18 protein-coding genes are annotated in these 25,026 nt (G+C 64.8%); 17 read left to right on the top strand and 1 reads right to left on the bottom strand.

Annotated features, from left to right (window positions below):
- Positions 1 to 62 precede the first annotated feature (62 nt).
- Complete coding sequence (locus E8M83_RS19920; RefSeq protein ID WP_137175089.1) at positions 63 to 1,097, bottom strand: porin; 1,035 nt, start codon at positions 1,095 to 1,097, stop codon at positions 63 to 65.
- A gap of 616 nt (positions 1,098 to 1,713) precedes the next feature.
- Between E8M83_RS19920 and E8M83_RS19915 the strand changes: the two genes are divergently transcribed.
- From E8M83_RS19915 to E8M83_RS19835, 17 genes are all read left to right on the top strand, one after another.
- Positions 1,714 to 4,404 carry a TonB-dependent receptor gene (locus tag E8M83_RS19915; protein ID WP_137175088.1) on the top strand — a complete coding sequence of 897 codons (2,691 nt, stop codon included), beginning with the start codon at positions 1,714 to 1,716 and terminating at the stop codon, positions 4,402 to 4,404.
- A gap of 88 nt (positions 4,405 to 4,492) precedes the next feature.
- Positions 4,493 to 5,845, top strand: a complete 1,353-nt coding sequence (locus tag E8M83_RS19910) for an MFS transporter (protein ID WP_137175087.1) — start codon at positions 4,493 to 4,495, stop codon at positions 5,843 to 5,845.
- Between the two features lie 20 nt (positions 5,846 to 5,865).
- Positions 5,866 to 6,816, top strand: coding sequence for a family 43 glycosylhydrolase (locus tag E8M83_RS19905; RefSeq protein ID WP_137175086.1), 951 nt, complete (start codon positions 5,866 to 5,868; stop codon positions 6,814 to 6,816).
- Between the two features lie 24 nt (positions 6,817 to 6,840).
- On the top strand, positions 6,841 to 7,896 hold the full coding sequence (locus E8M83_RS19900) for an aldose epimerase family protein (protein ID WP_137175085.1): 1,056 nt from the start codon (positions 6,841 to 6,843) through the stop codon (positions 7,894 to 7,896).
- Positions 7,893 to 8,774 carry an SMP-30/gluconolactonase/LRE family protein gene (locus tag E8M83_RS19895; protein WP_137175084.1) on the top strand — a complete coding sequence of 294 codons (882 nt, stop codon included), beginning with the start codon at positions 7,893 to 7,895 and terminating at the stop codon, positions 8,772 to 8,774. The genes E8M83_RS19900 and E8M83_RS19895 overlap by 4 nt, the downstream gene beginning before the upstream one ends.
- Before the next feature lie 209 nt (positions 8,775 to 8,983).
- Positions 8,984 to 10,726 (top strand): IlvD/Edd family dehydratase, encoded by a 1,743-nt coding sequence (locus tag E8M83_RS19890; RefSeq protein WP_137175083.1) that lies wholly within the window; start codon positions 8,984 to 8,986, stop codon positions 10,724 to 10,726.
- A 109-nt stretch (positions 10,727 to 10,835) separates the two neighbouring features.
- Positions 10,836 to 11,828, top strand: a complete 993-nt coding sequence (araD1, locus tag E8M83_RS19885) for an AraD1 family protein (RefSeq protein ID WP_137175082.1) — start codon at positions 10,836 to 10,838, stop codon at positions 11,826 to 11,828.
- On the top strand, positions 11,825 to 13,396 hold the full coding sequence (locus tag E8M83_RS19880; protein WP_137175081.1) for an aldehyde dehydrogenase (NADP(+)): 1,572 nt from the start codon (positions 11,825 to 11,827) through the stop codon (positions 13,394 to 13,396). Before araD1 ends, E8M83_RS19880 begins: the two co-directional genes overlap by 4 nt.
- 35 nt (positions 13,397 to 13,431) lie before the next feature.
- A complete protein-coding gene (locus E8M83_RS19875; RefSeq protein ID WP_137175080.1) occupies positions 13,432 to 14,199 on the top strand; it encodes an SDR family NAD(P)-dependent oxidoreductase in 768 nt (255 codons plus the stop codon).
- Positions 14,200 to 14,410: 211 nt separating this feature from the next.
- A complete protein-coding gene (locus E8M83_RS19870; protein WP_137175079.1) occupies positions 14,411 to 15,958 on the top strand; it encodes an alpha-N-arabinofuranosidase in 1,548 nt (515 codons plus the stop codon).
- Positions 15,959 to 16,978 carry an arabinan endo-1,5-alpha-L-arabinosidase gene (locus E8M83_RS19865; protein ID WP_137175078.1) on the top strand — a complete coding sequence of 340 codons (1,020 nt, stop codon included), beginning with the start codon at positions 15,959 to 15,961 and terminating at the stop codon, positions 16,976 to 16,978. It begins immediately after the preceding gene.
- Positions 16,975 to 19,335, top strand: coding sequence for a beta-L-arabinofuranosidase domain-containing protein (locus E8M83_RS19860; RefSeq protein WP_137175077.1), 2,361 nt, complete (start codon positions 16,975 to 16,977; stop codon positions 19,333 to 19,335). Before E8M83_RS19865 ends, E8M83_RS19860 begins: the two co-directional genes overlap by 4 nt.
- Positions 19,336 to 19,485: 150 nt before the next feature.
- A complete protein-coding gene (locus E8M83_RS19855) occupies positions 19,486 to 20,445 on the top strand; it encodes an ABC transporter substrate-binding protein (protein WP_137175076.1) in 960 nt (319 codons plus the stop codon).
- Positions 20,446 to 20,452: 7 nt separating this feature from the next.
- The gene (locus tag E8M83_RS19850; protein WP_137175075.1) at positions 20,453 to 21,976 is read left to right on the top strand and encodes a sugar ABC transporter ATP-binding protein; all 1,524 of its coding nucleotides are present in this window, start codon (positions 20,453 to 20,455) and stop codon (positions 21,974 to 21,976) included.
- A complete protein-coding gene (locus E8M83_RS19845) occupies positions 21,973 to 23,031 on the top strand; it encodes an ABC transporter permease (RefSeq protein ID WP_137175074.1) in 1,059 nt (352 codons plus the stop codon). The genes E8M83_RS19850 and E8M83_RS19845 overlap by 4 nt, the downstream gene beginning before the upstream one ends.
- Positions 23,028 to 24,008 carry a galactofuranose ABC transporter, permease protein YjfF gene (gene yjfF, locus E8M83_RS19840; protein ID WP_137175073.1) on the top strand — a complete coding sequence of 327 codons (981 nt, stop codon included), beginning with the start codon at positions 23,028 to 23,030 and terminating at the stop codon, positions 24,006 to 24,008. The genes E8M83_RS19845 and yjfF overlap by 4 nt, the downstream gene beginning before the upstream one ends.
- A gap of 16 nt (positions 24,009 to 24,024) precedes the next feature.
- Complete coding sequence (locus E8M83_RS19835; RefSeq protein ID WP_137175072.1) at positions 24,025 to 24,987, top strand: glycoside hydrolase family 43 protein; 963 nt, start codon at positions 24,025 to 24,027, stop codon at positions 24,985 to 24,987.
- Positions 24,988 to 25,026 lie beyond the last annotated feature (39 nt).

Here is a 25,026-nt window from a genome sequence, read left to right as displayed (position 1 = left end):
GGCTTGCCGTTTTTGTTTGCCGATCGTGCCGGGTGCGAGCACCCGGCACGATCGAGCGTCGATCAGAACGAGTGACGCAGGCCGACGTTGTAGACCTGTGGGTCCGAACCTTGTGCGCCTGCTGGCAGGGCGATGGTGCCCGCTGGCGAGGTCAGCGAGAACAGACCGTTGCCGTTGTTACGCAGCTTGGCGTACGACGCGTACACGTTGGTGCGCTTGGACAGGGTGTAGGTGTAGGCCAGGGTGACTGCCTTGCCTTCCGCATCGCCCACTTCCTGCTCTTGCTGCTGGTAGTTCAGGTAGACGCGGCTGGCGCCGAAGCCGTACGACACACCGGCGTTCATCTGTTCGTACTTGTTGTCGATGCCAGTGGCGAATTCAGGATCGGCAGCCATGTAACCGCCGCGCAGTTCGAAGTTACCGAACTTGTAGCCCAGGCCGAAGTTGTACTCTTTGCTGTCGCCCGATGGCAGGTCTTCCTTGTTCTGGTAGCCGGCGCCGACGTAGAAGCCCGCGTTCGCGTATTCCAGTGCCACGCCGGTGATGTCGCCGGTGTCCTGGGTGGTGGTTTCGTTACGCTCGCCCGCGCCGTAGGCTGCGCGCAGGGTGAAGCCGTTCAGGGCGTTGCTCTGGTAGTTGATCGAGTTGTCCAGGCGACGGGTCAGGCGGTTGGCGCCGAAGGCTGCCAGGTTGGTGCCGTAGAAGCCCTGGCCCAGGATGTCCGATGCGCCGGCGACGGCAGCGATCGGGCCGTATTCGCGGCCGACGGTCACGGTACCGAAGGCGCCTTGCAGGCCGACCACGGCGCGGCGATCGAACAGACGCGAGTTGGTCGCGCCGGTGTCGGCGTTGATCGCGGCTTCGATGTTGAACAGTGCTTTCAGGCCATTACCCAGGTCTTCGGTACCACGGAAACCGAGACGGCTAGCCGACTGGGTGCCCGACGACACGACGGTGCGGCTGCTTTCGCCTGGCGCATCGTTGTTTTCGACGCCGATCGAGGCGTCGATCATGCCGTACATGGTGACGCTGGTTTGAGCGTGGGCGGCCAGCGGCAGTGCGGACACGAGGGCGATGGCAAGAATTTTGTGCTTCATGGATGTCTCTCCAATGTATGTTTGTGAAATAGCCTATCCATCATGACATGCCAGACGGACATTTGTCATCGGCCCGCATCCAATCGGAACGGGGTCGAAACCCCCAATTGACAAGTTCGGCAGGCCCCTTTTTGACACCGTTTTCATAGGGGAAGCCTGTCATCATGGGGCTTGTTGGGCGAGCGCGGGCAGCAGCGGTGGCCTCTCAAAAAATTGCCTATGATTAACTTATTGCGTTGCAATAACGCCACATTTTCACCATTGATATCTGCTGCAATGCGCAATAAAGGTGCAGCTCGCTCTGTGGCGCCGCCGGGAACCGGACTTCGCCAAGCGTGCATATAGCCCAACCCACGCCACCGCGGGTCCGCAACGGCTTACGCAACCAGTGACGGTTGCACTATGCTTATGCGCTTTTTGCACCGCAGTAGTGCAGTGCATCCACGCGGCTCTCCGTGCGTTGACGCAAAGAACTTGACACCGGCGTCGATACATAAATCGGTATCGGAGCGCCGGAAAAATTGATTGGAACGTTCTCAGGGCAACGCCTACCATTACCGTCAAGCATGTAATAAATACAGCCGGATAACGGCATATAACGACAAAAAGGAGACATATGAAACGGTATGCACCGGGCTTTGCTGCGCCCGCACTTTCCCGCACTTCCCGCCGACGCTTTGCCTTGCGCGCCACCGTCGCAGCCCTTGCCGGCGCCGGCCTGATGAGCGCGGCCACCGTCGGCGCCCAGGAAGTCGCCCCGGCCGACGCCGCTGCGGCCAGCGCACCGTCGAATGCCGAGACCAACGCCGCCCGCGCCCAGGTCGATAGCAGCGCATCGGTCGTCACCGTCACCGGCACCCGCCAGGCGGCCCAGAGCGCCCAGAATATCAAGCGCAACGCCGAGCAGGTGCTCGACTCCATCGTCGCCGACGACATCGGCAAATTCCCCGACAAGAACGTGGCCGAGATCCTGGGCCGGGTGCCGGGCGTACAGGTCATCCGCCAGAACGGCGAAGCCGGCAACGTCGTGATCCGCGGCCTGGGCGGCATCAAGACCCTGTACAACGGCCGCGAGATGTTCACCGCGGCCGGCCGCAGCCTGTTCCTGGCCGACGTGCCGGTGGCGATGCTGCAGCGCGTGGACGTCTACAAGTCGCAGGGCGCCGACATGGTCGAAGGCGGCACCTCGGGCGTGATCGACGTGCGCACCAACCGTCCGTTCGACTTCAAGGGCGCACAGGCGGCCATCAATGTGCGCGGCGAGCACCGCGACAAAGCCGACAAGATCGACCCGAACGTCTCGGGCCTGCTGTCGAACCGCTGGAAGACCGGCATTGGCGAGATCGGCGTGCTGGGCGGCCTGTCCTACCAGCGCGGCCGCTATCACGACGAAACCGCCTTCGTCGGCGAACCGCGCACGCTCGACGATGGCGTGATCGGCGCGCCGTCGATGGGCCGCGTGATGAGCAATGGCGACCGCGAGCGCCTGGCCGGCAACCTGTCGGCCCAGTGGCGCGTCTCGCGCGACCTCGAGGTGTATGCCGAAACCTTCTCGACCCGGATCGAGCACGACTCGCAGAGCAACTTCTTCGTGGGCGACCTGCCGATCAACAACCCGGGTTCGACGGTGACGACGATTCCGGGCACGAACTACCTGGGTTCGATCAGCAACCCGAACGTGAACACCTTCACCCTGAGCTCGACCCAGGCGCGGCGCGAGGTCTCGGAGAGCCACCAGGGCGCCATCGGTGCGATCTGGAAGGCGATGCCCGGCGTGCGCGTGAGCACCGAGCTGGTTCGCACGATCAGCAAGCACAATATGAAGAACCCGATCCTGGACACCGTCATGGACCGCTCCAAGGCCATCCATGCCGAGGTGCGCGACGGCGGCGGCTTCCTGGAGTACCCGGGCACCGACATGACCGACCCGGCCAACTGGACCATGTTCGCCCTGTTCGACAACCACAACCGCTCGCGCGGCGCGGCCAATGACTGGCGCGGCGACGTGGCCTGGACCCCGGAAGCCGACGGCTTCTTCAAGGAGATCAGCGGCGGCGTGCGCTATGCCGAACGCGACGCGAACTTCGTCCACGAACTCAATGGCCACTCGCCGGCTCCCAACCTGTGGTCGCCCAATGCGATCAAGGTCACCGACTTCCCGGGCCTGAACTGCACCAGCGCCAAGACCGGCGGCAACTACGGCATGAACCAGTTCTATGCGCCGTGCATGGACTACCTGCTCGACAACACCGGCGACATCCGCCAGGCGATCCGCGGCGACCGCGACCCGCGGCCGGACAATCCGCAGTCGTTCTTCGAAGACCAGGAAAAGACCAGCGCGGTCTACCTCAAGACCAACTTCGGCTTCGACGCCTGGTCGCTGCCGATCGACGGCACCGCCGGCCTGCGTTACGTGAAAACCAAGCAGCGCATCAGCGGCTATTCGGCGCGCGAGGGCGTGCTGTCGCCGGTCACAGTGTCGTCCACCACCAACGACGTGTTGCCGAGCCTGTCGATGCGGGCTCACTTCAGGCAAGACCTGATCGGCCGCCTGTCGGCCAGCAAGGCGATCGAGCGCGCGCCGTTCGCCGACTACAACCCGGGCCTGGCGCTGTTCCCGTCGACCACCACCACCCTGGCGACCGGCACCGCCGGCAACCCTGACCTCAAGCCGCAAGAATCGCGCAACGTCGACGTTGCCCTGGAGTGGTACTTCGCGCCGGCCGGCTCGATCACCGGCACGCTGTTCCAGCACGACTACGACAACTACCTGCGCCGCAGCGCGCGGCCGGAAGTGCACGATGGCGATACCTATAATGTCAGCCGTCCGTACAACGCGGTCGAGGGCAAGCTGAAGGGCGCCGAGCTGGCCTACCAGCAGTTCTATACCCAGTTGCCGGGCTGGCTGGGCGGCTTCGGCATGCAGGCCAACGTGACCTGGATGGACGGCGGCCTGGCGGAGGCCGACGGCACCATCAACACCTTCGCCGGCATGTCCAAGCTGTCGGCCAACCTGGTGGGCCTGTACGAATACGGCAAGTGGTCGGCGCGCCTGGCCTACAGCTGGCGCGACAGGTTTACCGCCGAGTACAACTACCGCGCGCTGCCGTACAACATCGTGGTCGATCCGCTCAAGACGCTGGATGCCTCGGTCTCGTACAAACTGACCGACAACCTGACCTTGACGCTCGACGGCAGCAACCTGCTGGACCAGTCCTACCACGACTACCACAGCGTGCCGCAACTGCCGCGCGACGTGCGCCGCTACGACCGGGTGGTGGGCCTGGCCCTGCGCTGGCGTAACTGAGTTGTTCTCAATCTGTAGTTGAAGTGCGAAGGGGCGCTGCGCGGATTTTCCGCCAGCGCCCCGGCTTGTCTGGATTGGATGGTGAAACATGCAAACTCAAAAACTCTCGACCCTCGAAAAAGTCGGTTTCGGCGCCGGTGACATGGCGCTCAATGTGGTGATCTCGTCGATGATGTTGATCATCACCTTCTTCTACACCGATATCTACGGCTTGCGCACCGCCGACCTGGCGGCCCTGTTCGTCGCGGTCAAGGTGGTCGGCGCGGTGGCCGACCTGGCGATGGGGCAGGTCACCGACTCGGTGCTGACGCGCTGGGGGCGTTACCGGCCATGGCTGCTGCTGCTCGCGGTGCCGTATGGCCTGTCGGTGTTCCTGGTGTTCTCGACGCCCGACTGGGGCTATGATGCAAAGCTCATCTGGGCGTATTCGACCTATATCCTGATGACCCTGATGACGGCCGGCGTGGGCATCCCGTACATCTCGCTGATCAGCGGCCTGACCTCGGACCCGAAGCAGCGCCTGTCGGCCAACGGCTACCGCCTGTTCTTCGCCAAGGTCGGGGCCTTCATGGTGACCATCGTGGTGCCGATCCTGGCTAGCAAGTGGGATGGCGCCAATCCCGCCGCCGGCTACCAGGCCGCGATGGCGGTGATGGCGGTGGTGGGCGTGGCCTTGTTCGTGTTCTGCTTCCTCACCACCACCGAGCGCGTGGTGCACAAGGTCGAGAAGCAGCCCCTGATGGACCAGGTGCGCGTGCTGCTGAAAAACGACCAGTGGCTGATCCTGTGCGCGGTCTGCGTGACCGGCACCATCGGCTACGTGATCCGCGGTTCGGTGGCGATCTACTACGCCAAGTACTATCTCGGTGGCGACACCGCAACCGTGTCGGCCTTCCTGTCCACCGGGGTGGCGGCGGCGATCCTGGCGATGGTGGTGTCCACCTGGACGACCAAGTTTTATTGCAAGGTCAAGCTGTTCCGCAATTCGCAGATCATGGTGGCTGTGCTCAGCCTGATGATCTACTTCCTGGTGCAGCCCGGCGACCTGGTGCTGGCCTTCGTGCTGTACTTCCTGCTGTCGCTGGTGGTCGACCTGCATGCGCCGGTGTTCTGGTCGGCGATTGCCGAGACCATCGACTACGGCCATGTCAAGACCGGCAAGCGCGTGTCGGGCTTCGCCTTCGGCGGCATCTCGGTGTGCCAGAAGGCCGGCATGGCCATCGCCGGCGGCATGGTCGGCGTGCTGCTCGACGTGTTCCAGTACCAGCCGAACCAGGAACAATCGGCGCTGGCGCTGCAGGGCATTGCCCTGATGCTGTCGGTGATCCCGGGCTTCTTCCACTTCCTGATGGGGATCCTGATGTTCAAGTACCGGATCAGCGACGATTACTACAGCACCGTCAAGGAAGACATGCGCGCCCAGGGTTACGCCACTACCTGAACTCATCCAAGAGAATCCACATGCAAGAAACCATCATCAAGCCCCTGATCGAGCAACGCGCCGATCCCTATATCTACAAGCACAGCGACGGCTACTATTACTTTACTGCCTCGGTCCCGCTCTACGATCGCATCGAATTGCGCCGCGCCACCACCATCGAAGGCCTGGCCGGCGCGCCGACGGTCGACGCCTGGCACAAGCCTGAAACCGGCCCGTATTCCGAACTGGTATGGGCGCCCGAGCTGCATTTCAACGAGGGCGCCTGGTATGTGTACTTCGCCGCCGCCCCGAGCCGCGAGATCAAGCACAAGCTGTTCCAGCACCGCATGTACGCGATCCGCAACACCCATGCCAACCCGCTCGAAGGCGAGTGGGAATTCATGGGCCAGGTCGACACCGGCATCGACAGCTTCTGCCTCGACGCCACCACCTTCACCCACCAGGGCCGGCTGTACTACCTGTGGGCCCAGAAGGATGTCGCGATCGAGGGCAACTCGAACCTGTATATCGCGCCGATGAAGACGCCGTGGCAGATCGAGGGCGAGCCGATCCTGCTCAGCAAGCCGGAACACGAGTGGGAAACCATCGGCTTCTGGGTCAACGAGGGGCCATCGGTGTTGCGCCGCAACGGCAAGATCTTCATCAGCTACTCGGCCAGCGCCACCGACCACAACTACGCCATGGGCCTGCTGTGGGCCGACGAACATGCCGACCTGCTCGACCCGGCCTCGTGGACCAAGTCGGCGCAGCCGGTCCTGCGTACGTGCTACGATCACGGCATCTACGGCCCGGGCCACAACAGCTTCACCTACGCCGAGGACAACGATACCGTCATGCTGGTCTACCACGCGCGCACCTATACCGAGATCGTCGGCGATCCGCTCTGGAATCCGGACCGCCACACCTTCGTCAAGCCGCTGCGCTGGGACGAACAGGGCATGCCGGTGTTCGGCCGTCCGTCCACCTATTGATGCCATCCTGAAGGATACGAACACGTGCAAACCGGTATCACGCAAGCGCCGTTCGGCCAGCTGCCCGACGGCAGGGCCATCACCCAGTTCACGCTGACCAATGCCAGGGGCATGGTGGCCAAGGTCATCGACTACGGCGGCGTCATCACCGAGCTGCATGCGCCTGATCGCGACGGCAACCTTGCCGACGTGGTGCTGGGCTTCGACACGCTCGAGCCCTATACCGCCGACAGCCCGTATTTCGGGGCCTTGATCGGCCGCTTCGGCAACCGCATCGGGCAGGGACGCTTCACGCTCGATGGCCAGTCGTATCAGCTGCCGGTAAACAACGGCCGCAACCACCTGCACGGCGGACCGGATGGCTTCGACCGGGTCAAGTGGGAGGCCACGGTCGATGGCGCGAACCTGCGCCTGTCCTATCGCAGCCCGGACGGCGAGATGGGCTATCCGGGCAACCTCGACGCGACCGTCGTGTACACGCTCACGGACGACGACGAGCTGGTGGTGTCCTTCCACGCCGTCACTGACAAGGCGACGCCGGTCAACCTGACCCAGCACAGCTACTTCAACCTGGCCGGCGACGGCGACATCCTCGGGCATGTCCTGACGATCGACGCCGACGCCTTCGTGGCGATCGACGCCGGCTCGATCCCGACTGGCGAACTCACGCCGGTGACGGGCACGCCGTTCGACTTCCGCATGCCGCGCCCGATCGGCGAGCGCATCGGCCAGCCCGACAAACAACTGCGCCACGGCGGCGGCTACGACCACAACTTCGCGCTCAACAAGCCGCCGGGCAAGGCAATGACGCGCGCCGCGCGTGTCTGCGAACCCGTCTCGGGCCGCGTGCTGGAACTGTGGACCGAGGAGCCGGGCGTGCAGTTCTACAGCGGGAACTTCCTCGACGGCTCGCTCGCCGGCAAGGGCCGGACTTACCAGCACCGCAGCGGCTTTTGCCTGGAGCCGCAGCATTTCCCCGATTCGCCGAACCAGCCGCACTTCCCGAACGCGATCCTGCGTCCGGGGCAGGTGTACCAGACCGAGTCGCGCTTTCGATTCCTGGTGGAGCCGGACGCATGATGGAAGTGCTGATCGACGCCGGGCACGAGCTCGGCGAATGCGTGCTGTGGTGCGAGCGCACCGGCCGGCTGCTGTGGACCGACATCCCGGCCGCCACCCTGTGGTCGTACTCGCCGGCGACCGGCCGCACGCTCAGCTGGACGATGCCCGAGCGGCTGTGCTGCTTCGCCCTGACCGGCAGCGACGACCGCCTGCTGCTGGGCCTTGCCTCCGGCCTGGCCTTCTTCACTTTCTCGACCGGCAAGGTCACGCGGATCTGCGATGTCGAAGCCGATAAGCCGTCGACGCGCCTGAACGATGGACGCTGCGACCGCCAGGGACGCTTCGTGTTCGGCATGTTCAACCAGGACGAGAATCCGAAACCGGCGGTGGGCGGATTCTATCGCCTGAACCTGGACCTGACGCTCGAGCGGCTGCCATTGCCCGCTGCCGCCATCGCCAACAGCATCTGCTTCAGTCCCGACGGGCGGCGCATGTATTTCGCCGACTCGCAAGAGAAGGCCATCCTGTATGCCGACTACAATCCCTGCAGCGCGGAGGTAGGGCCGGTGCATGCCTTCGTCGCGCTTGACGCCGCGCCGGGCGAGCCGGATGGGTCGACGGTCGACGCCGAAGGGTATGTGTGGAGCACGCGCTGGGGAGCGGGGCAGGTGCTGCGCTTCGCGCCTGATGGGCGGCTCGACCGGGTCGTGGAACTGGCTGCGCCGCAGCCGAGTTGTCCGGCATTCGGCGGGCCTGGCCTGTCGACCCTGTTCGTCACCAGCGCCCATGTGGGCATGACGGGCAAGGACCGGGAATCGGCGCCACTTTCCGGCGCCTTGTTCGCCAAGACCCTCGACGTGCGCGGCTTGCCTGAGTCGCGCTTCCTGCACCGCTGATCATTTCATCTCGCTGGTCGGGTGGACGGCGCCGCCCACCCCAGCATGCGCCCGTAAAACATCTCCTCGCGATACAAAAAACGATATCAATCCAAGCTAAAAATTGATTGGAAAGTTATCTGGCCGGTCTTTACTATTACTTCCTGTAACTAGGAGACATGAGCGAAGGCAAGACGCCCCGCTCAGCCAAGAATAAACAGGAGAAATACATGTCCGAGGAAAAGAAAAAAACGCCGCTGCGTTCGGCGGCATGGTTCGGCACGCAAGACAAGAACGGGTTCATGTACCGCAGCTGGATGAAAAACCAGGGCATTCCTGATCACGAATTCCAGGGCAAGCCGATCATCGGCATCTGCAATACCTGGTCCGAACTCACCCCCTGCAACGCCCACTTCCGCAAGCTGGCCGAACACGTCAAGCGCGGCATCCTGGAAGCCGGCGGCTTCCCGGTCGAGTTCCCGGTGTTCTCGAACGGCGAATCGAACCTGCGTCCGACCGCCATGCTGACCCGTAACCTGGCGTCGATGGACGTCGAAGAGTCGATCCGCGGCAATCCGATGGACGCCGTCGTGCTGCTGGTCGGCTGCGACAAGACCACGCCGGCCCTCCTGATGGGCGCGGCCAGCGTCGACCTGCCGACCATCGTCGTCACCGGCGGCCCGATGCTCAACGGTAAACTGAACGGCAAGGACATCGGTTCCGGTACCGCGGTGTGGCAACTGCACGAGCAGGCCAAGGCCGGCGCCATCACGATGCACGAATTCCTGTCGGCCGAAGCGGGGCACTCGCGTTCAGCCGGCACCTGCAACACGATGGGCACCGCGTCGACCATGGCCTGCATGGCCGAGGCGCTGGGCACGTCGCTGCCGCACAATGCCGCCATCCCGGCGGTGGATGCGCGCCGCTACGTGCTGGCCCATATGTCGGGCATCCGCATCGTCGAGATGGTGCACGAAGACCTGAGGCTGTCGAAGATCCTCAAACGCGAGAACTTCGAGAACGCGATCCGCGTGAATGCCGCGATCGGCGGTTCGACCAATGCCGTGATCCACCTGAAGGCGATCGCCGGCCGCGTCGGCGTGCCGCTCGAGCTCGAAGACTGGACCCGCATCGGCAAGGGCACCCCGACCGTGGTCGACCTGCTGCCGTCGGGGCGCTTCCTGATGGAAGAGTTCTATTATGCCGGCGGCCTGCCTGCCGTCATCCGCCGCCTGGGCGAGGGCGGCCTGATCCCCAACAAGGATGCGCTGACCGTCAACGGCAGGTCGCTGTGGGAGAACTGCGTCGATGCGCCGATCTACAACGACGAAGTCGTGCGCCAGCTGGACAATCCGCTGATCGCCGATGGCGGTATCTGCATCCTGCGCGGCAACCTGGCGCCGCGCGGCGCCGTGCTGAAACCGTCGGCTGCGTCGCCGCACCTCATGAAACACCGCGGCCGCGCCGTGGTGTTCGAAGACTTCGACCATTACAAGCAGCGCATCCTCGATCCGGACCTGGACGTGGACGAGAACTGCGTGCTGCTGATGAAGAACTGCGGTCCGAAGGGCTATCCGGGCATGGCCGAAGTGGGCAATATGGGCTTGCCGCCCAAGCTGCTGGCCAAGGGCATCACCGACATGGTGCGCATCTCGGATGCGCGCATGAGCGGCACGGCGTATGGCACCGTGGTGCTGCACGTGGCGCCCGAAGCGATGGCCGGCGGCCCGCTGGGCATTGTGCAGGATGGCGACATGATCCAGCTCGATTGCCACGCCGGCTTGCTGAACGTCGAGCTGAGCGATGAACAGATCCGGGCGCGCCTGGCGGATCGGGCCGAGAAGACCAAGCCCGTGCAGCACAGCGGTTACCAGCGCCTGTACCTCGATCACGTGCTGCAAGCCGATGACGGCTGCGATTTCGACTTCCTCGTCGGCTGCCGCGGCTCGGCGGTGCCGAAGCATTCGCATTGATTTGATGTGATCCGGACGCGTGGACGGCTCCGCCGTCCGCGCGTGCAACCATCGCACGCCCGGCCGGATCGCATGCCGGCGCCACCAAAAAAACCAGGAGACCCGCACCATGCTGCTCGTCCAATTTCTGACTGAATCGCAGGAACGCCGCATCGGCATCCTGCACGAATCCACCATCCGCGTCATCGACGGCTACACGACGACCGTCGAACTGGCGCGCGCCGCCATCGACCAGGGCAAGAGCCTGGCCCAACTGGCAGAAAGCGCCGCCGGCGCCGACCAGGTCAACTATGACGACATCGCCAGCGCGGGCCGCATCCTGGCCCCGATCGACCACTCCGACGCCGCCCACTGCTACGTCACCGGCACTGGCCTGACCCACCTGGGCAGCGCCGACGCGCGCGACGCCATGCACCAGAAGATCGGCGGCGACATCGACGCCCTGAGCGACAGCATGAAGATGTTCCGCATGGGCGTCGAAGGCGGCAAGCCGCAGCCCGGCACGCCCGGCGTGCAGCCGGAATGGTTCTACAAGGGAGATGGTTCGATCGTGCGCGCCACCGGCCAGGACCTCGACATGCCGGACTTCTCGCTCGACGGCGGCGAAGAACCCGAGATCGCCGGCCTGTACCTGATCGGCGACGACGGCCAGCCATACCGCCTCGGCTACGCGATCGGCAACGAGTTCTCGGACCACGTCACCGAACGCCAGAACTACCTGTACCTGGCCCACTCCAAGCTGCGCAGCTGCGGCCTGGGCCCGGCGCTGCTGGTCGGCGAACTGCCGGCCCACATCGACGGCGTCTCGCGCATCCGCAAGGCCGACGGCCAGGTGCGCTGGGAGAAGAGCTTCGTCAGTGGCGAGCAGAATATGTCGCACACGCTGGAAAACCTCGAATACCACCACTTCAAGTACGGCCTGTTCAAGCGCGCCGGCGACGTGCACATCCACTTCTTCGGCACCGCCACGCTGAGCTTTGCCGACGGCGTCCAGGTCGAGGCCGGGGAGACCTTCGAGGTCGAATCGCCTGCCTTCGGCCCGGCCCTGCGCAACCGCCTGGCCGTGCTCGATACCCCTTACGTGAAAGTGAAGACCTTATGACCATCACCGGCGAAGCCATCATCGACGGCGTCCAGGAACGCGGCGCCGCGGGATCGTTCCAGGCCTGGGACCCGAGTGCACGTGCCTACCTGGAGCCCAGCTTCCACATGGTCACGCCGGAGCAGATCGATCGTGCCTGCGCCTCGGCCGGCGCGGCCTTCGACACCTTCCGCGCCACCAGCGACGAGCAGCGCGCGCAGTTCCTCGACACCGTGGCCGAACAGATCCTGGCCATCGGCGACGCGTTGATCGAACGCGCGATGCTGGAGACCGGCCTGCCGCGCGTGCGCCTCGAGGGCGAGCGCGGACGCACCGTGGGCCAGCTGCGCCTGTTCGCCACCCTGCTGCGCGAAGGTTCGTGGAACGATGCGCGGCTGGATACGGCGCTGCCGGAGCGTACCCCGCCGCGTCCCGACCTGCGCATGCGCCTGATCGGCGTCGGCCCGGTCGCCGTATTCGCGGCCAGTAACTTCCCGCTCGCGTTCTCGGTCGCCGGCGGCGACACCGCATCGGCCTTCGCCGCCGGTTGCCCGGTGGTGCTCAAGGCCCACTCGGCGCATCCCGGCACCTCGGAACTGGTTGGGCGCGCGGTCACCAGGGCAGTGGCGCAGTGCGGCCTGCCGGCCGGCGTGTTCGCGCTGCTGACCGGCACCGGCAACGGCATCGGCCAGCGCCTGGTGGCGCATCCGGCGATCCAGGCCGTGGGCTTCACCGGCTCGCGCTCGGGCGGTACCGCCCTGATGGCGGTCGCGGCGGCGCGCAAGCAGCCGATCCCGGTGTATGCCGAGATGAGCAGCATCAATCCGGTCTTCATCCTGCCGCAGGCGCTGTCCGCGCGCGGCGCAGAGATCGGCAAGGGCTTCGCCGCGTCGCTGACGCTGGGCGTCGGCCAGTTCTGCACCAATCCGGGCCTGGTCCTGGCGATCGACGGACCCGGGCTCGACACTTTCGTCGCCGCGGCCAGCGAGGCTTTGTCGGGCTCCCAGGGCGCCGTCATGCTCAACCAGGGGATTGCCGACAGCTACCGCAAGGGCGTCGACGCGCTGGCCGGCAACGAGGCGGTGACGACGCTGGCCCGCATCGACCATCAGGAAGGCAAGGGCGGTGCCGCGTTCTTCCGCACGACGGCCGACGAATTCGTCAAGCGCCACGAATTGCATGACGAGGTGTTCGGTCCGGCCTCGGTCCTGGTGGTGTGCCGGGACGCCGCCCAGATGCGCGAAGTGGCCGAGGTGCTGGAAGGCCAGCTGACCGCGACCCTGCAGATCGACGGCGGCGACATCGGCGCCGCCAGGGCCCTGCTGCCGGCGCTGGAACGCAAGGTTGGCCGCATCCTCGCCAACGGCTATCCTACCGGCGTCGAGGTGTCGACGGCGATGGTGCACGGCGGGCCGTTCCCGTCGACGGCCGATGGCCGCAGCACCTCGGTCGGCACCGGCGCCATCGGGCGCTTCCTGCGCCCGGTGTGCTACCAGAACCTGCCGGCAGAGCTGCTGCCGGAAGTCCTGCGCGACGGGAATCCGCTGGGCGTCTGGCGCCGGCTGGATGGTGCGCTGACCAAAGACTGACAGCGCACGCACGATAATAAAAGATGGAGACAAGCATGGAACAGATGGCGAACTACCCCAGCCTGCGGGGCAAGCGGGTATTCGTGACGGGCGGCGGCACCGGGATCGGCGAAGCGATCGTGCAGGCCTTCGTGGAGCAGGGCGCGACCGTCGCCTTCGTCGATATCGCGCAGCAGGCCAGCGAGGCGCTGTGCGCGCGGCTGGCGGAGGCGGGCCACCAGGCGCCGCTGTTCCGCCACTGCGACATCACCGACATCCCGGCGCTGCAGCGCACGATGGCGGAGCTGGCCGCCCAGGTCGGCGACTTCGATGTACTGGTCAACAATGCGGCGAACGACCAACGCCACGATATCCAGGACGTCTCGCTCGACTACTGGAACGAGCGCATCGCCATCAACCAGCGGCCGATGTTCTTCACCTGCCAGGCGGTGCTGCCGGGGATGAAGCAAAAGGGAGGCGGCTCGATCATCAACTTCAGCTCGATGTCCTGGCATGCCAAGGGCGCCGGCTATCCGGTGTACGCCACCACCAAGGCGGCCGTGATCGGCCTGACGCGCAGCCTGGCGCGCGATCTTGGCCCGTTCGGCGTGCGTGTCAACACGGTCACACCGGGCTGGGTCATGACGCAGCGCCAGGTCGACCTGTGGGTAGACGACGCGGCCGAAGTCGAGATCAAGAAGGCGCAATGCCTGCCCGACAAGCTGATGCCCGACGATATCGCGCGCATGGTGCTGTTCCTCGGCGCCGATGACAGCAGGATGTGCACGGCGCAGGATTTCGTCGTGGATGCCGGCTGGACCTGATCGCCTGCGCGGAACCCATCCACGCACGAGGTTCCGCTCACCAGAACCAGGTCGTTCCCGCGAAGGCTGCACCGGTCGCGCGTGGATCCAGGTTCGCTTGCTCATCAAGTCAACCTGGGTACCCGGCCGTGCTGGCATGACGGTCTTGGGTCCAGCCGCGCGTCGTTGTCGCAGTGTTCAAGTAAAACTCATCATAAAACAGGAGACAATAGTGAAAGTATTCAAGCCCCTCGTCCTCGCATGCAGCCTTGCCGCCCTGCCAGCGCTGGCATTGGCCCAGGTCAGCGTGTCGATCGATACCACCAAGCCCGGCCCGGTCATCAACAAGAACGTCTACGGCCAGTTCGCCGAACACCTCGGCACCGGCATCTACGAGGGCATGTGGGTCGGCCCGAACTCGAAGATCCCGAATACCCGCGGCTGGCGCAATGACGTGATCGGTGCGTTGAAGGAACTGAAGGTGCCGCTGGTGCGCTGGCCGGGCGGGTGCTTTGCCGACGAATACCACTGGCGCGACGGTATCGGCGCGCGCAACAAGCGTCCGGTCAAGGTCAATACCCACTGGGGCGGCGTGGCCGAGGACAACGCGGTCGGCACCCATGAATTCTTCGACCTGGTCGAACTGCTCGGCACCGAAGCCTATATCAACGGCAACCTCGGCTCGGGCACTCCGCAAGAGATGGCCGAGTGGCTCGAGTACATGACGTCGGACACCAAGTCGACCCTGGCCGAACTGCGCCGCAAGAACGGCCGCAAGGAGCCGTACAAGGTTGCCTATTTCGGCATCGGCAACGAAGCCTGGGGCTGCGGCGGCAATATGAAGCCGGAATACTATGCCCACCTGTACAATCACTACGCGACCTTCCTGAAGACGCCGCCGGACGCGCGGCCGAAGATGATCGCCAGCGGCGGCAACGACAACGATACCAAGTGGACCGAAGTATTGAGCCGCGAAGCGGCGCGCGGTACCGACGGCATCAGCTACCACTACTACACCTTGCCGACCGGCGTGTGGGAGAAGAAGGGCGCCGCCACCGGCTTCCCGGAGTCGGAATGGTTCTCGACCATGCAGCAGACCCTGCGCATGGACCAGCACATCAAGCAGAACATCGCCATCCTCGACAAGAACGATCCCGAGAAGAAAATCGGTTTCTATGTCGACGAATGGGGTACATGGTACGACGTGGAAGAGGGCACCAATCCGGGCTTCCTGTTCCAGCGTAACACCATCCGCGACGCGGTCGTGGCGGCCTTGAACTTCAACATCTTCCACGAGTACGCCGAGCGCGTGCGCATGACGAATATCGCGCAGATGGTCAACGTCCTGCAGGCGATGATCATCACCGACAAGGACAAGATGCTGCTGACGCCGACCTACCACGCCTACAAGATGTATATCCCGTTCCAGGACGCGACCTCGCTGCCGGTGGCGGTCGACAACGACGTGGCCTACTCGAGCAAGGGCAAGTCGGTGCCGGGCATCAGCGCCACCGCGGCGCGCGCCAGGGACGGCAAGGTGTATGTCGCCCTGGTCAATACCCATCCGACCCGCGCCAGCGACGTCGCGATCAATGTGGCCGGCCTGAACGTGGGCAGCGTGTCGGGCCAGGTGCTGACGGCCGAGAAGATGGACGCCCATAACACCTTCGAGCAGCCGCAGGCGGTCAAGCCGGCGCCGTTCAGCGCGAAGGCGGTCGACGGCAAGCTGACGATCAAGGTCCCGGCCAAGGGCGTGATGGTCTTGGCAGTCGAGGCGTAAATGAAGGCCGCACGCGCAATCGCATTCGCGATGGCGGTGTCGGCCGCGCTGTCCGGGGCGGCATCCGCCGCCCAGGTCGGCGTGCACGACCCGGTCATGGCGAAGGAGAAGGACCGCTACTACCTGTACAGCACCGGTCCCGGCATCACCTTCTACAGCTCGAGCGACCTGAAAACATGGAAGCCGGAAGGCCGCGTCTTCAAGGGCGAGCCGACCTGGGCGAAAAAGGCGGCGCCGACCTTCAACGACCACGTCTGGGCGCCGGACATCTACCACCACGACGGCAAGTACTACCTGTATTATTCGGTGTCGGGCTTCGGCAAGAACACCTCGGCCATCGGCGTCACCGTCAACCGGACGCTCGATCCGCGCTCGCCCGACTACAAGTGGGAAGATGCGGGCATGGTCGTGCAGTCGATCCCGGGCCGTGACCTGTGGAATGCGATCGACTCGCACGTCATCGACGACGAGCAGGGCACGCCGTGGATGTCGTTCGGCTCGTTCTGGGGCGGGCTGAAACTGGTCAAGCTCGACGCCAGCCGCACCAAACTGGCCGAGCCGCAGGAGTGGTATACGATCGCGCGCCGCGAGCGTCCGGCCTTCACGCCGGATGAAGAGGCCGCGCCGGCGCAGATCGAGGCGCCTTTCATCTTCCCCAAGAACGGCTGGTATTACCTGTTCGCGTCATGGGACCTGTGCTGCAAGGGCAAGGACAGCACCTATAAAGTGGTCGTCGGCAGGTCGAAGTCGGTCAAGGGGCCTTACCTCGACCGTAACGGCGTGGACATGGCCAAGGGCGGCGGTTCGATCGTGATCCAGGGCGACAAGGACTGGGGCGGATTGGGCCACAACAGCGCCTACACCTTCGATGGCAAGGACTATATGGTGTTGCATGCCTACGAAAGCGCCGACCAGTACAGGCAGAAGCTGAAGGTGCTCGAGATGAAGTGGGACAGGGACGGCTGGCCGGTGACGGACCAGAAGGACCTGAACCGCTACCAGAGCGCCCTGCTGAAATGAAGACAGGCATCGCGCTCCTGTCCCTGATGGTCGCCAGCGCCTGGGCGCAGGCGGCCGATGCGCAGTCGGCCCACACCTTCCCGCTGTCGGACGTGCGTCTGGGCGCCGGTCCCTTCCTCGACGCCCAGACCACCAACCTGAACTACCTGATGGCGATGGAGCCCGATCGCCTCCTGGCGCCGTTCCTGCGCGAGGCTGGCCTGCCGCCGCGCCAGCCCAGCTACGGCAACTGGGAGTCGACCGGGCTCGATGGCCATATGGGCGGCCACTACCTGTCGGCGCTGGCATTGATGTATGCCTCGACCGGCGACGCCGAGTCCCTGCGCCGCCTGAACTACTTCGTTGGGGAGCTCAAGCGCGCGCAGCAGGCCAATGGCGACGGCTATATCGGCGGCATCCCCGGCGGACGCCAGGCATGGCGCGACGTCGCCGCCGGCAAGCTCGAGGCCGACAACTTCTCGGTCAACGGCAAGTGGGTGCCCTGGTATAACCTGCACAAGGTCTACGCCGGGCTGCGCGACGCCTGGCGCCATGCCGGCAACGAGGATGCGAAGGTCATGCTGGTCCAGTTATCCGACTGGGCCCTGGCCTTGACGTCGAAGCTGTCGCCCGAGCAGATGCAGACCATGCTGCGCAGCGAGCATGGCGGCATGAACGAGGTGTTCGTCGACGTGGCCGAGATGACGGGCGAACGCAAATACCTCGACCTGGCGCTGGCGTTCTCGCACCAGGCCATCCTGCAGCCGCTGGCGGACAAGCAGGACCGGTTGACGGGCCTGCATGCGAATACCCAGATCCCGAAGGTGATCGGCTTCAAGCGCATTCACGATGCGACCGGGCGCCAGGACATGGGTGAGGCTGCAAAATTCTTCTGGCAGACGGTGGTCGACAAGCGCTCGGTGGCCATCGGCGGCAACAGCGTCAAGGAGCACTTCCACAGTCACGACGATTTCGACCCCATGGTCCACGAGGTCGAAGGGCCCGAGACCTGCAACACCTACAATATGCTGAAGTTGACCCGGATGCTGTTCCAGTCGGAGCAGAAGGGCAGTTATGGGGACTACTACGAACGCGCGCTGTACAACCACATCCTGTCGTCGCAGCGCCCGCAGGGCGGCTTCGTCTACTTCACGCCGATGCGCCCGAACCACTACCGCGTGTATTCGCAGGTGGACGATGGCATGTGGTGCTGCGTCGGCTCGGGCATCGAGAGCCACGCCAAATACGGTGAGTTCATCTACGCGCACGAGAAGGACACGCTGTTCGTCAACCTGTTCGTCGCCTCCACGCTGAACTGGAAGGACAAGGGCGTCACGATCACCCAGGCGACCACTTTCCCGGATACGGACACAACGCGCCTGACGATCGATGGCGAAGGCCGGTTCGCGATGAAGATCCGCTACCCGGCATGGGTGCCGCCGGGCCGCATGGAGGTCAAGGTCAACGGCAAGGCGATTACCGTCGACGCCCGGCCCGGCGGCTATGCGACCGTCGAGCGCACCTGGAAAAAGGGCGACCGGGTCGACCTGCGGTTGCCGATGACCACGCACCTGGAACAGATGCCGGGCAAGTCGAACTACTACGCCGTGCTGCACGGGCCGGTGGTGCTGGCGGCGAAGACGCGCATGCCCGGTGACGAGAAGCTGAACTACCTGGCCGACGACTCGCGCATGGGGCATATCGCCTCGGGACCGATGTGTCCGCTGGAGTCGGCGCCGATGTTTGTCAGCGACTCGAAGGACTTCATCGCGAAGTTCAAGCCGGTGGCCGGCAAGCCATTGACCTTCACTGCGGCGAACCTGGTGCATGGGGCGGATGGGCCGCGCACCGAGTTCATTCCCTTCTTCCGCCTGCATGAATCGCGCTATACGATGTACTGGCAGCATTCTACGCCGGGCGGCCTGAAGGCGCTGCAGGCCGGGAACGCGGCGCGCGAGGCGGACCGGATCGCGCTCGACGCCCGCACCATCGACAGGGTGGCGCCGGGCGAGCAGCAGCCGGAGTCGGATCACTTCTTCAAGGGGGAGGGGGTCGATGCCGGCATCAACAATGGCCGGCACTGGCGCCATGCGAGCAAGTGGTTCAGCTACGAGTTGACCGATCCGAAGGGCGAGGCCAGGGTGTTGCGGCTGGCGTTTGCCAGGGCGGATGCGGGGCGGCGCTTCGATATCCTGATCAATGGGAAGGTGCTGGCGGAAGTGACGTTGACCGCCGATGCCGGGGACGAGGTCTATACGATCGACTTTCCGATTCCCGAGGCGGTGCGCAAGGCCGCACAGGGCAAGATGAGCGTACGCTTCGTGGCGAAACCCGGATCGGTCGCGGGCGGCCTGTACGGGCTGCGGCTGTTGCGGTAGGTTCGGTGGCTCGTCATGTGGAACGAACCAGATGACGAGCCGCCAGCCCAGTGTCGATACCAAAAAAAATATCAAAGACTGAAAAAAAGTGATTGGAACAGTATCTCACTTTGGCCTAGGATTGCAGAACAACAATACTGGAGACAAGTGATGAGACTCACCCGCAGGAACCTCCTGGGCGCAGCCGTGTTCGCCGCAATCGCGCCGTCCACCGCCTTGGCCGCCAAGCCCCTGACCATCGGCTTCTCGCAAGTCGGCGCCGAAAGCGAATGGCGCACCGCGAACACCGCCTCGATCAAGGACGCCGCCCGGAAGGCCGGCGTCAACCTCAAATTTGCCGACGCCCAGCAGCGCCAGGAAAACCAGGTCAAGGCGATCCGCTCCTTCATCGCCCAGCGCGTCGACATCATCGCCTTCTCGCCGGTCGTCGAGTCGGGCTGGGACACCGTGCTGCGCGAAGCCAAGCGCGCCAATATTCCGGTCATCCTGACCGACCGCGCGGTGAAAGTGAGCGACCAGTCGCTGTATGTCACGCTGCTCGGATCGGACTTCGTGGAAGAGGGCCGCCGCGCCGCGCACTGGCTGGTCGAGCATGCGAAGAAGAACCCGAACCGCGCCTACAATATCGTCGAACTGCAGGGCACCGTGGGCTCGGCCCCGGCGCTCGACCGCAAGGCCGGCTTCGCCGAGGTGATGAAGACCGAACCAAGGCTCAAGATCATTCGCTCCCAGACGGGCGACTTCACCCGCGCCAAGGGTAAAGAGGTGATGGAAGCCTTCCTCAAGTCCGAAGGCAAGAACATTACCGTGCTGTATGCGCACAACGACGACATGGCCATTGGCGCCATCCAGGCGATCGAGGAAGCCGGCTTCAAGCCGGGCAAGGACATCCTGGTCGTGTCGATCGACGGTGTGCGCGGCGCCTTCGAGGCCATGCTGCAGGGTAAGCTCAACGTGACCGTCGAATGCAACCCGCTGCTCGGCCCGCAGCTGATGGAAGCGGCCAAGGCGGTCATGGCCGGCAAGCCGGTCCCGAAACGCATCGTGGTCAACGAAGGTGTCTTCCCGGCCGAAGTCGCAGCCAAGGAATTCCCGAACCGTAAATACTGAGGCGGCCATGCTCGCCTCGACGAACAAGGTGCCGGTGCTTGAAGTGACCGGCATCCATAAGCTATTCCCCGGCGTAAAGGCGCTGTCGGACGCGGGCCTGCGTCTGTATGCGGGCGAAGTCCATACCCTGATGGGCCAGAACGGCGCCGGCAAGTCCACCCTGATCAAGGTGCTGACCGGGGTCTACCAGCCCGAGCGCGGCAGCATCGTGCTGGGGGGCGAGGCGATCGCGCCGCGTTCGACCCAGCACGCCCAGGACCTCGGCATCAGCACGGTGTACCAGGAAGTGAACCTGTGCCCGAACCTGTCGGTCGCCGAGAACATCCATATCGGCCGCTATCCGCGCCGCTTCGGCATGATCGATTGGCGCACGATGCGCCGCCTGTCGCACGCACTCCTGTCGCGCCTGCAGGTGGATATCGACGTCACTCAGCCGCTGGCCAGCTACCCGCTGGCGATCCAGCAGATGGTGGCGATCGCCCGCGCCCTGAATATCTCGGCCAAGGTGCTGATCCTGGACGAGCCGACCTCCAGCCTCGACGAGGCCGAAGTGCAACTGCTGTTCTCGGTGCTGCGCAAGCTGCGCGAACAGGGCATGGCGATCCTGTTCGTCACCCACTTCCTCGAGCAGACCTATGCGATCTCGGACCGCATCACGGTGATGCGCAACGGCGAGCGAGAGGGCGAGTACCTGTGCGGCGAGCTGTCGCGCCTGGCCCTGGTGAACAAGATGATCGGCGCCGCCGCCGACACCCTGGAGCCGCCCCAGACCTGCATGGAACAAGGCCACCAGGCCGGCCCGACCCTGCTGCGGACCAGGCAACTGGCGCGCCGCGGCGTGCTGGCGCCGCTCGACCTGGAGATCAGGCAAGGCGAACTGCTGGGTCTTGCGGGCCTGCTCGGTTCCGGCCGCACCGAGACCGCGCGCCTGCTGTTCGGCGCCGACAAGGCGGACAATGGCGCGATCGAGATCGGCGGCCGTGCGCGGATCTTCGCCACGCCGCGCGACGCGATCCGCGAAGGCATCGGCTTCTGCTCCGAAGACCGCAAGCACGAGGGCGCGATCCTCGACCTGTCGGTGCGCGAGAACCTGATCCTTGCCCTGCAGGCACGCCAGGGCATCCTGCGCGCCATCCCGCTGCGCCGCCAGCAGGAACTGGCCGACTATTACGTGAAACAACTGGGGATCAAGACGGCGAGCATCGACACGCCGATCGGCACGCTCTCGGGCGGCAACCAGCAGAAAGTGCTGTTGGCGCGCTGGCTCGCCACCGAGCCGAAGCTGATGATCCTCGACGAACCCACGCGCGGCATCGATGTGCGCGCAAAGCAGGAAATCATGGATTACGTCACCACGCTATGCCGCAAGGGCATGGCCATCCTGTTCATCTCGTCCGAACTGCCCGAGGTGCTGCGCGTCTCCGACCGCATCGTCGTCATGCGCGACCGCAAGGCCTTCGGCGAATACCGCCGCGGTGAGCTGGACGACAGCTCGGTGCTGCACGTGATCGCAGGGGAGAGCTGCCAATGACGGTCGCCGAACTGACGGCCGGCGCGAACGAGTCGCTGGTCTCGAAAGCCCTGGGCCATCCTCTGTTCCGCCCCCTGGCCGCGCTGGCCGCGCTGCTGCTGATCGACTTCCTGTTGATCCCGGGTTTCTTCCGCCTCGAGATCAAGGACGGCCACCTGTACGGCTCCCTGGTCGACATCGTCAACCGCGCCGCGCCCCTGATGCTGGCGGCGATCGGCATGACGCTGGTGATCGCCACGCGCGGCATCGACATCTCGGTCGGCGCCGTGGTGGCGCTGTCCGGCACCGTGGCCTCGATGCTCATCGGCGGCACGATGGTGATCCAGGACGGCGTGCCGGTCTACCTGGCAGAGACGCCGATGCTGGTCGCCATGGCCGCCGCCCTCGGCGCGGCGCTGCTGTGCGGCCTGTGGAATGGCGCGCTGGTCGCCGGCCTGGGCCTGCAACCGATCGTCGCGACCCTGATCCTGATGGTGGCCGGCCGCGGCCTGGCCCAGTTGCTGACCGACGGCCAGATCGTCACCGTCTATTACCAGCCGTTCTTCTTCCTCGGCAGCGGCTACCTGTTCGGCCTGCCGTTCGCGCTGTTCGTGGTGGCGGCAGTATTCGGCGTCACCGCGCTGCTGCTGCGCCATACCGCGCTGGGACTGTTCATCCAGGCGGTCGGCATCAATCCGGTGGCCGCGCGCCTGGCCGGCATCCGCACCGCGGCCCTGATCGTGTTCGTCTACGTGTTCGCCGCGGCTTGCGCCGGCATGGCGGGCCTGATGATCAGCTCCAACGTCAAGAGCGCCGACGCCAACAACGCCGGCCTGATGCTGGAACTCGACGCGATCCTGGCCGTCACGCTGGGCGGTACCTCGCTCGCCGGCGGCAAGTTCAGCCTGGCCGGTTCCATCATCGGTGCGCTGATCATCCAGACGCTCACCTACACCATCTATTCGCTGGGCGTGCCGCCCGAGGTCAATATGGTCGTCAAGTCGGTCGTCGTGTTCCTGGTCTGCATTTCGCAGTCCGACCAGTTCAAGAACCTGGTGAAGCGGAGGGCGGCATGAGCGCGGTCTTCGGCACGCTGCACAGGCTGTCCAGGGCCCCGTCGTTCACCTCGATGGTCACGGTGATCCTGCTGGCCGCCATGCTGCTGATCGGCGGCGCGCTGTACGAAGGCTTCCTGTCGCTGCAGGTGATGCTCAACCTCCTGATCGACAATGCCTTCCTGCTCGTGATCGCGATCGGCATGGGTTTCGTGATCCTGTCCGGAGGGATCGACCTGTCGGTCGGCGCGGTGCTGGCGCTGTCGACCATGATCGCGGCCTGGCTGCTGCAGGTGGCGGCCTGGCCGCCGCTGGCGGTGATCGCGACCGTGCTGGCGCTGGGCTTCGCCTTCGGCGGCGGCATGGGCGCCGTCATCCATTATTTTCGCCTGCAGCCCTTCATCGTCACGCTGGCCGGCATGTTCCTGGCGCGCGGCCTGTGCTACCTGATCAGCATCGAATCGATCACGATCGAGGATCCGCTGTTCGTGGCGATGTCGCAGACGCAGATTGCCCTGTTCGGCGGCTTCATCTCGCCCGGCGCCCTGATCGCGCTCGGCATGCTGGGCTTCGCGGTCTGGCTCGCGCACTACAGCGGTTTTGGGCGCGCCGTGTATGCGGTCGGCGGCAACGAGCAGTCGGCCGCCATGATGGGACTGTCGGTCGGCCGCACCAAGATCCTGGTGTATGCCTTCAGCGGCTTCTGCGCCTCGCTGGCGGGACTGCTGTTCGCGTTCTACATGTTGTCCGGCTACGGCCTGCATGCCCAGGGCACGGAGCTCGATGCAATCGCCGCCGTCGTCATCGGCGGCACGCTGCTCACCGGCGGCTACGGCTATATCGCCGGCGCGCTGTCCGGCGTGCTGGTGCTGGGCACCATCCAGACCCTGATCGCCTTCGACGGCACCCTCAGCTCGTGGTGGACCCGGATCGTGATCGGCGGCCTGCTGTTCGTGTTCTGCGTGGTGCAGCGCGTGATGGCATTCAAGCCAAAATAATTCAACAGGAGACAAGATGTTCAAACAAACCATCCTCGCCGCGGCGCTTGGAGCTACCCTGTGCGCACCTACCTTCGCACAGGCGAGCAACCCGATCGTCAAGGATATCTTTACCGCCGATCCGGCGGCGCTGGTCGACAACGGTCGCGTCTACGTCTATGTCGGCAAGGACGACGCCCCGGTCGGCGGCAAGGACTATGTGATGAACGAATGGCGCGTCTACTCGAGCTGCGACATGAAGAAATGGACCGATCACGGTTCGCCCTTGCGCTACTCGACCTTCAAGTGGGCCGGCCGCGACGCCTGGGCCTCGGACATCGTCAAGCGCAACGGCAAGTACTACTTCTATTCGACAGTCGACCATGCCACCATTCCCGGCAAGGCGATCGGCGTCGCCGTATCCGATAGCCCGACCGGCCCATTCGTGGACGCATTGGGCAAGGCCCTGGTGTCGAACGACATGACGAAAGAGACCAGGATCCTGTGGGACGACATCGACCCGGCCGTGTTCATCGACGACGACGGCCTGGCCTATATGTACTGGGGGAACACGGTCATGAAATACGTGAAGCTGAAACCGAACATGATCGAGTTCGACGGCCCGATCCACACCGTCGGCCTGGAGCACTTCGTCGAGGCCGCCTATATGCACAAGCACAAGGGCACCTATTACCTGACCTATTCGCGCCACTTCCCCGAAGAGACGGTGTACATGACCGGCCCGACCGTCACAGGTCCGTGGACCGCGGGCGGCGTAATCATGGAGAAGAACACCAACGTCAAGACCATCCACCAGGCGATCGTCGAGTTCAATGACAAATCATACATCTTCTACCACAACGGCAAGCTGCCGACCGGCGGCGAATACCGCCGTTCGGTCGCGGTGGAAGAGCTGCGCTACGGCCCGGATGGCGCCATCCTGCCGATCCCGCAGACCGCCGAAGGCCCGGCTGCCAACCCATCCCCGGGCTGCAAGTGATAACGGCACCCATCAAACCACTGCCGGATCGATATCCAA

Source organism: Massilia sp. HP4 (assembly GCF_005222695.1).
GTDB lineage: Bacteria > Pseudomonadota > Gammaproteobacteria > Burkholderiales > Burkholderiaceae_D > Telluria.
The sequence above is the reverse complement of the archived record's forward strand: the minus strand, read 5'-3'. Positions and strand labels throughout refer to the sequence as shown.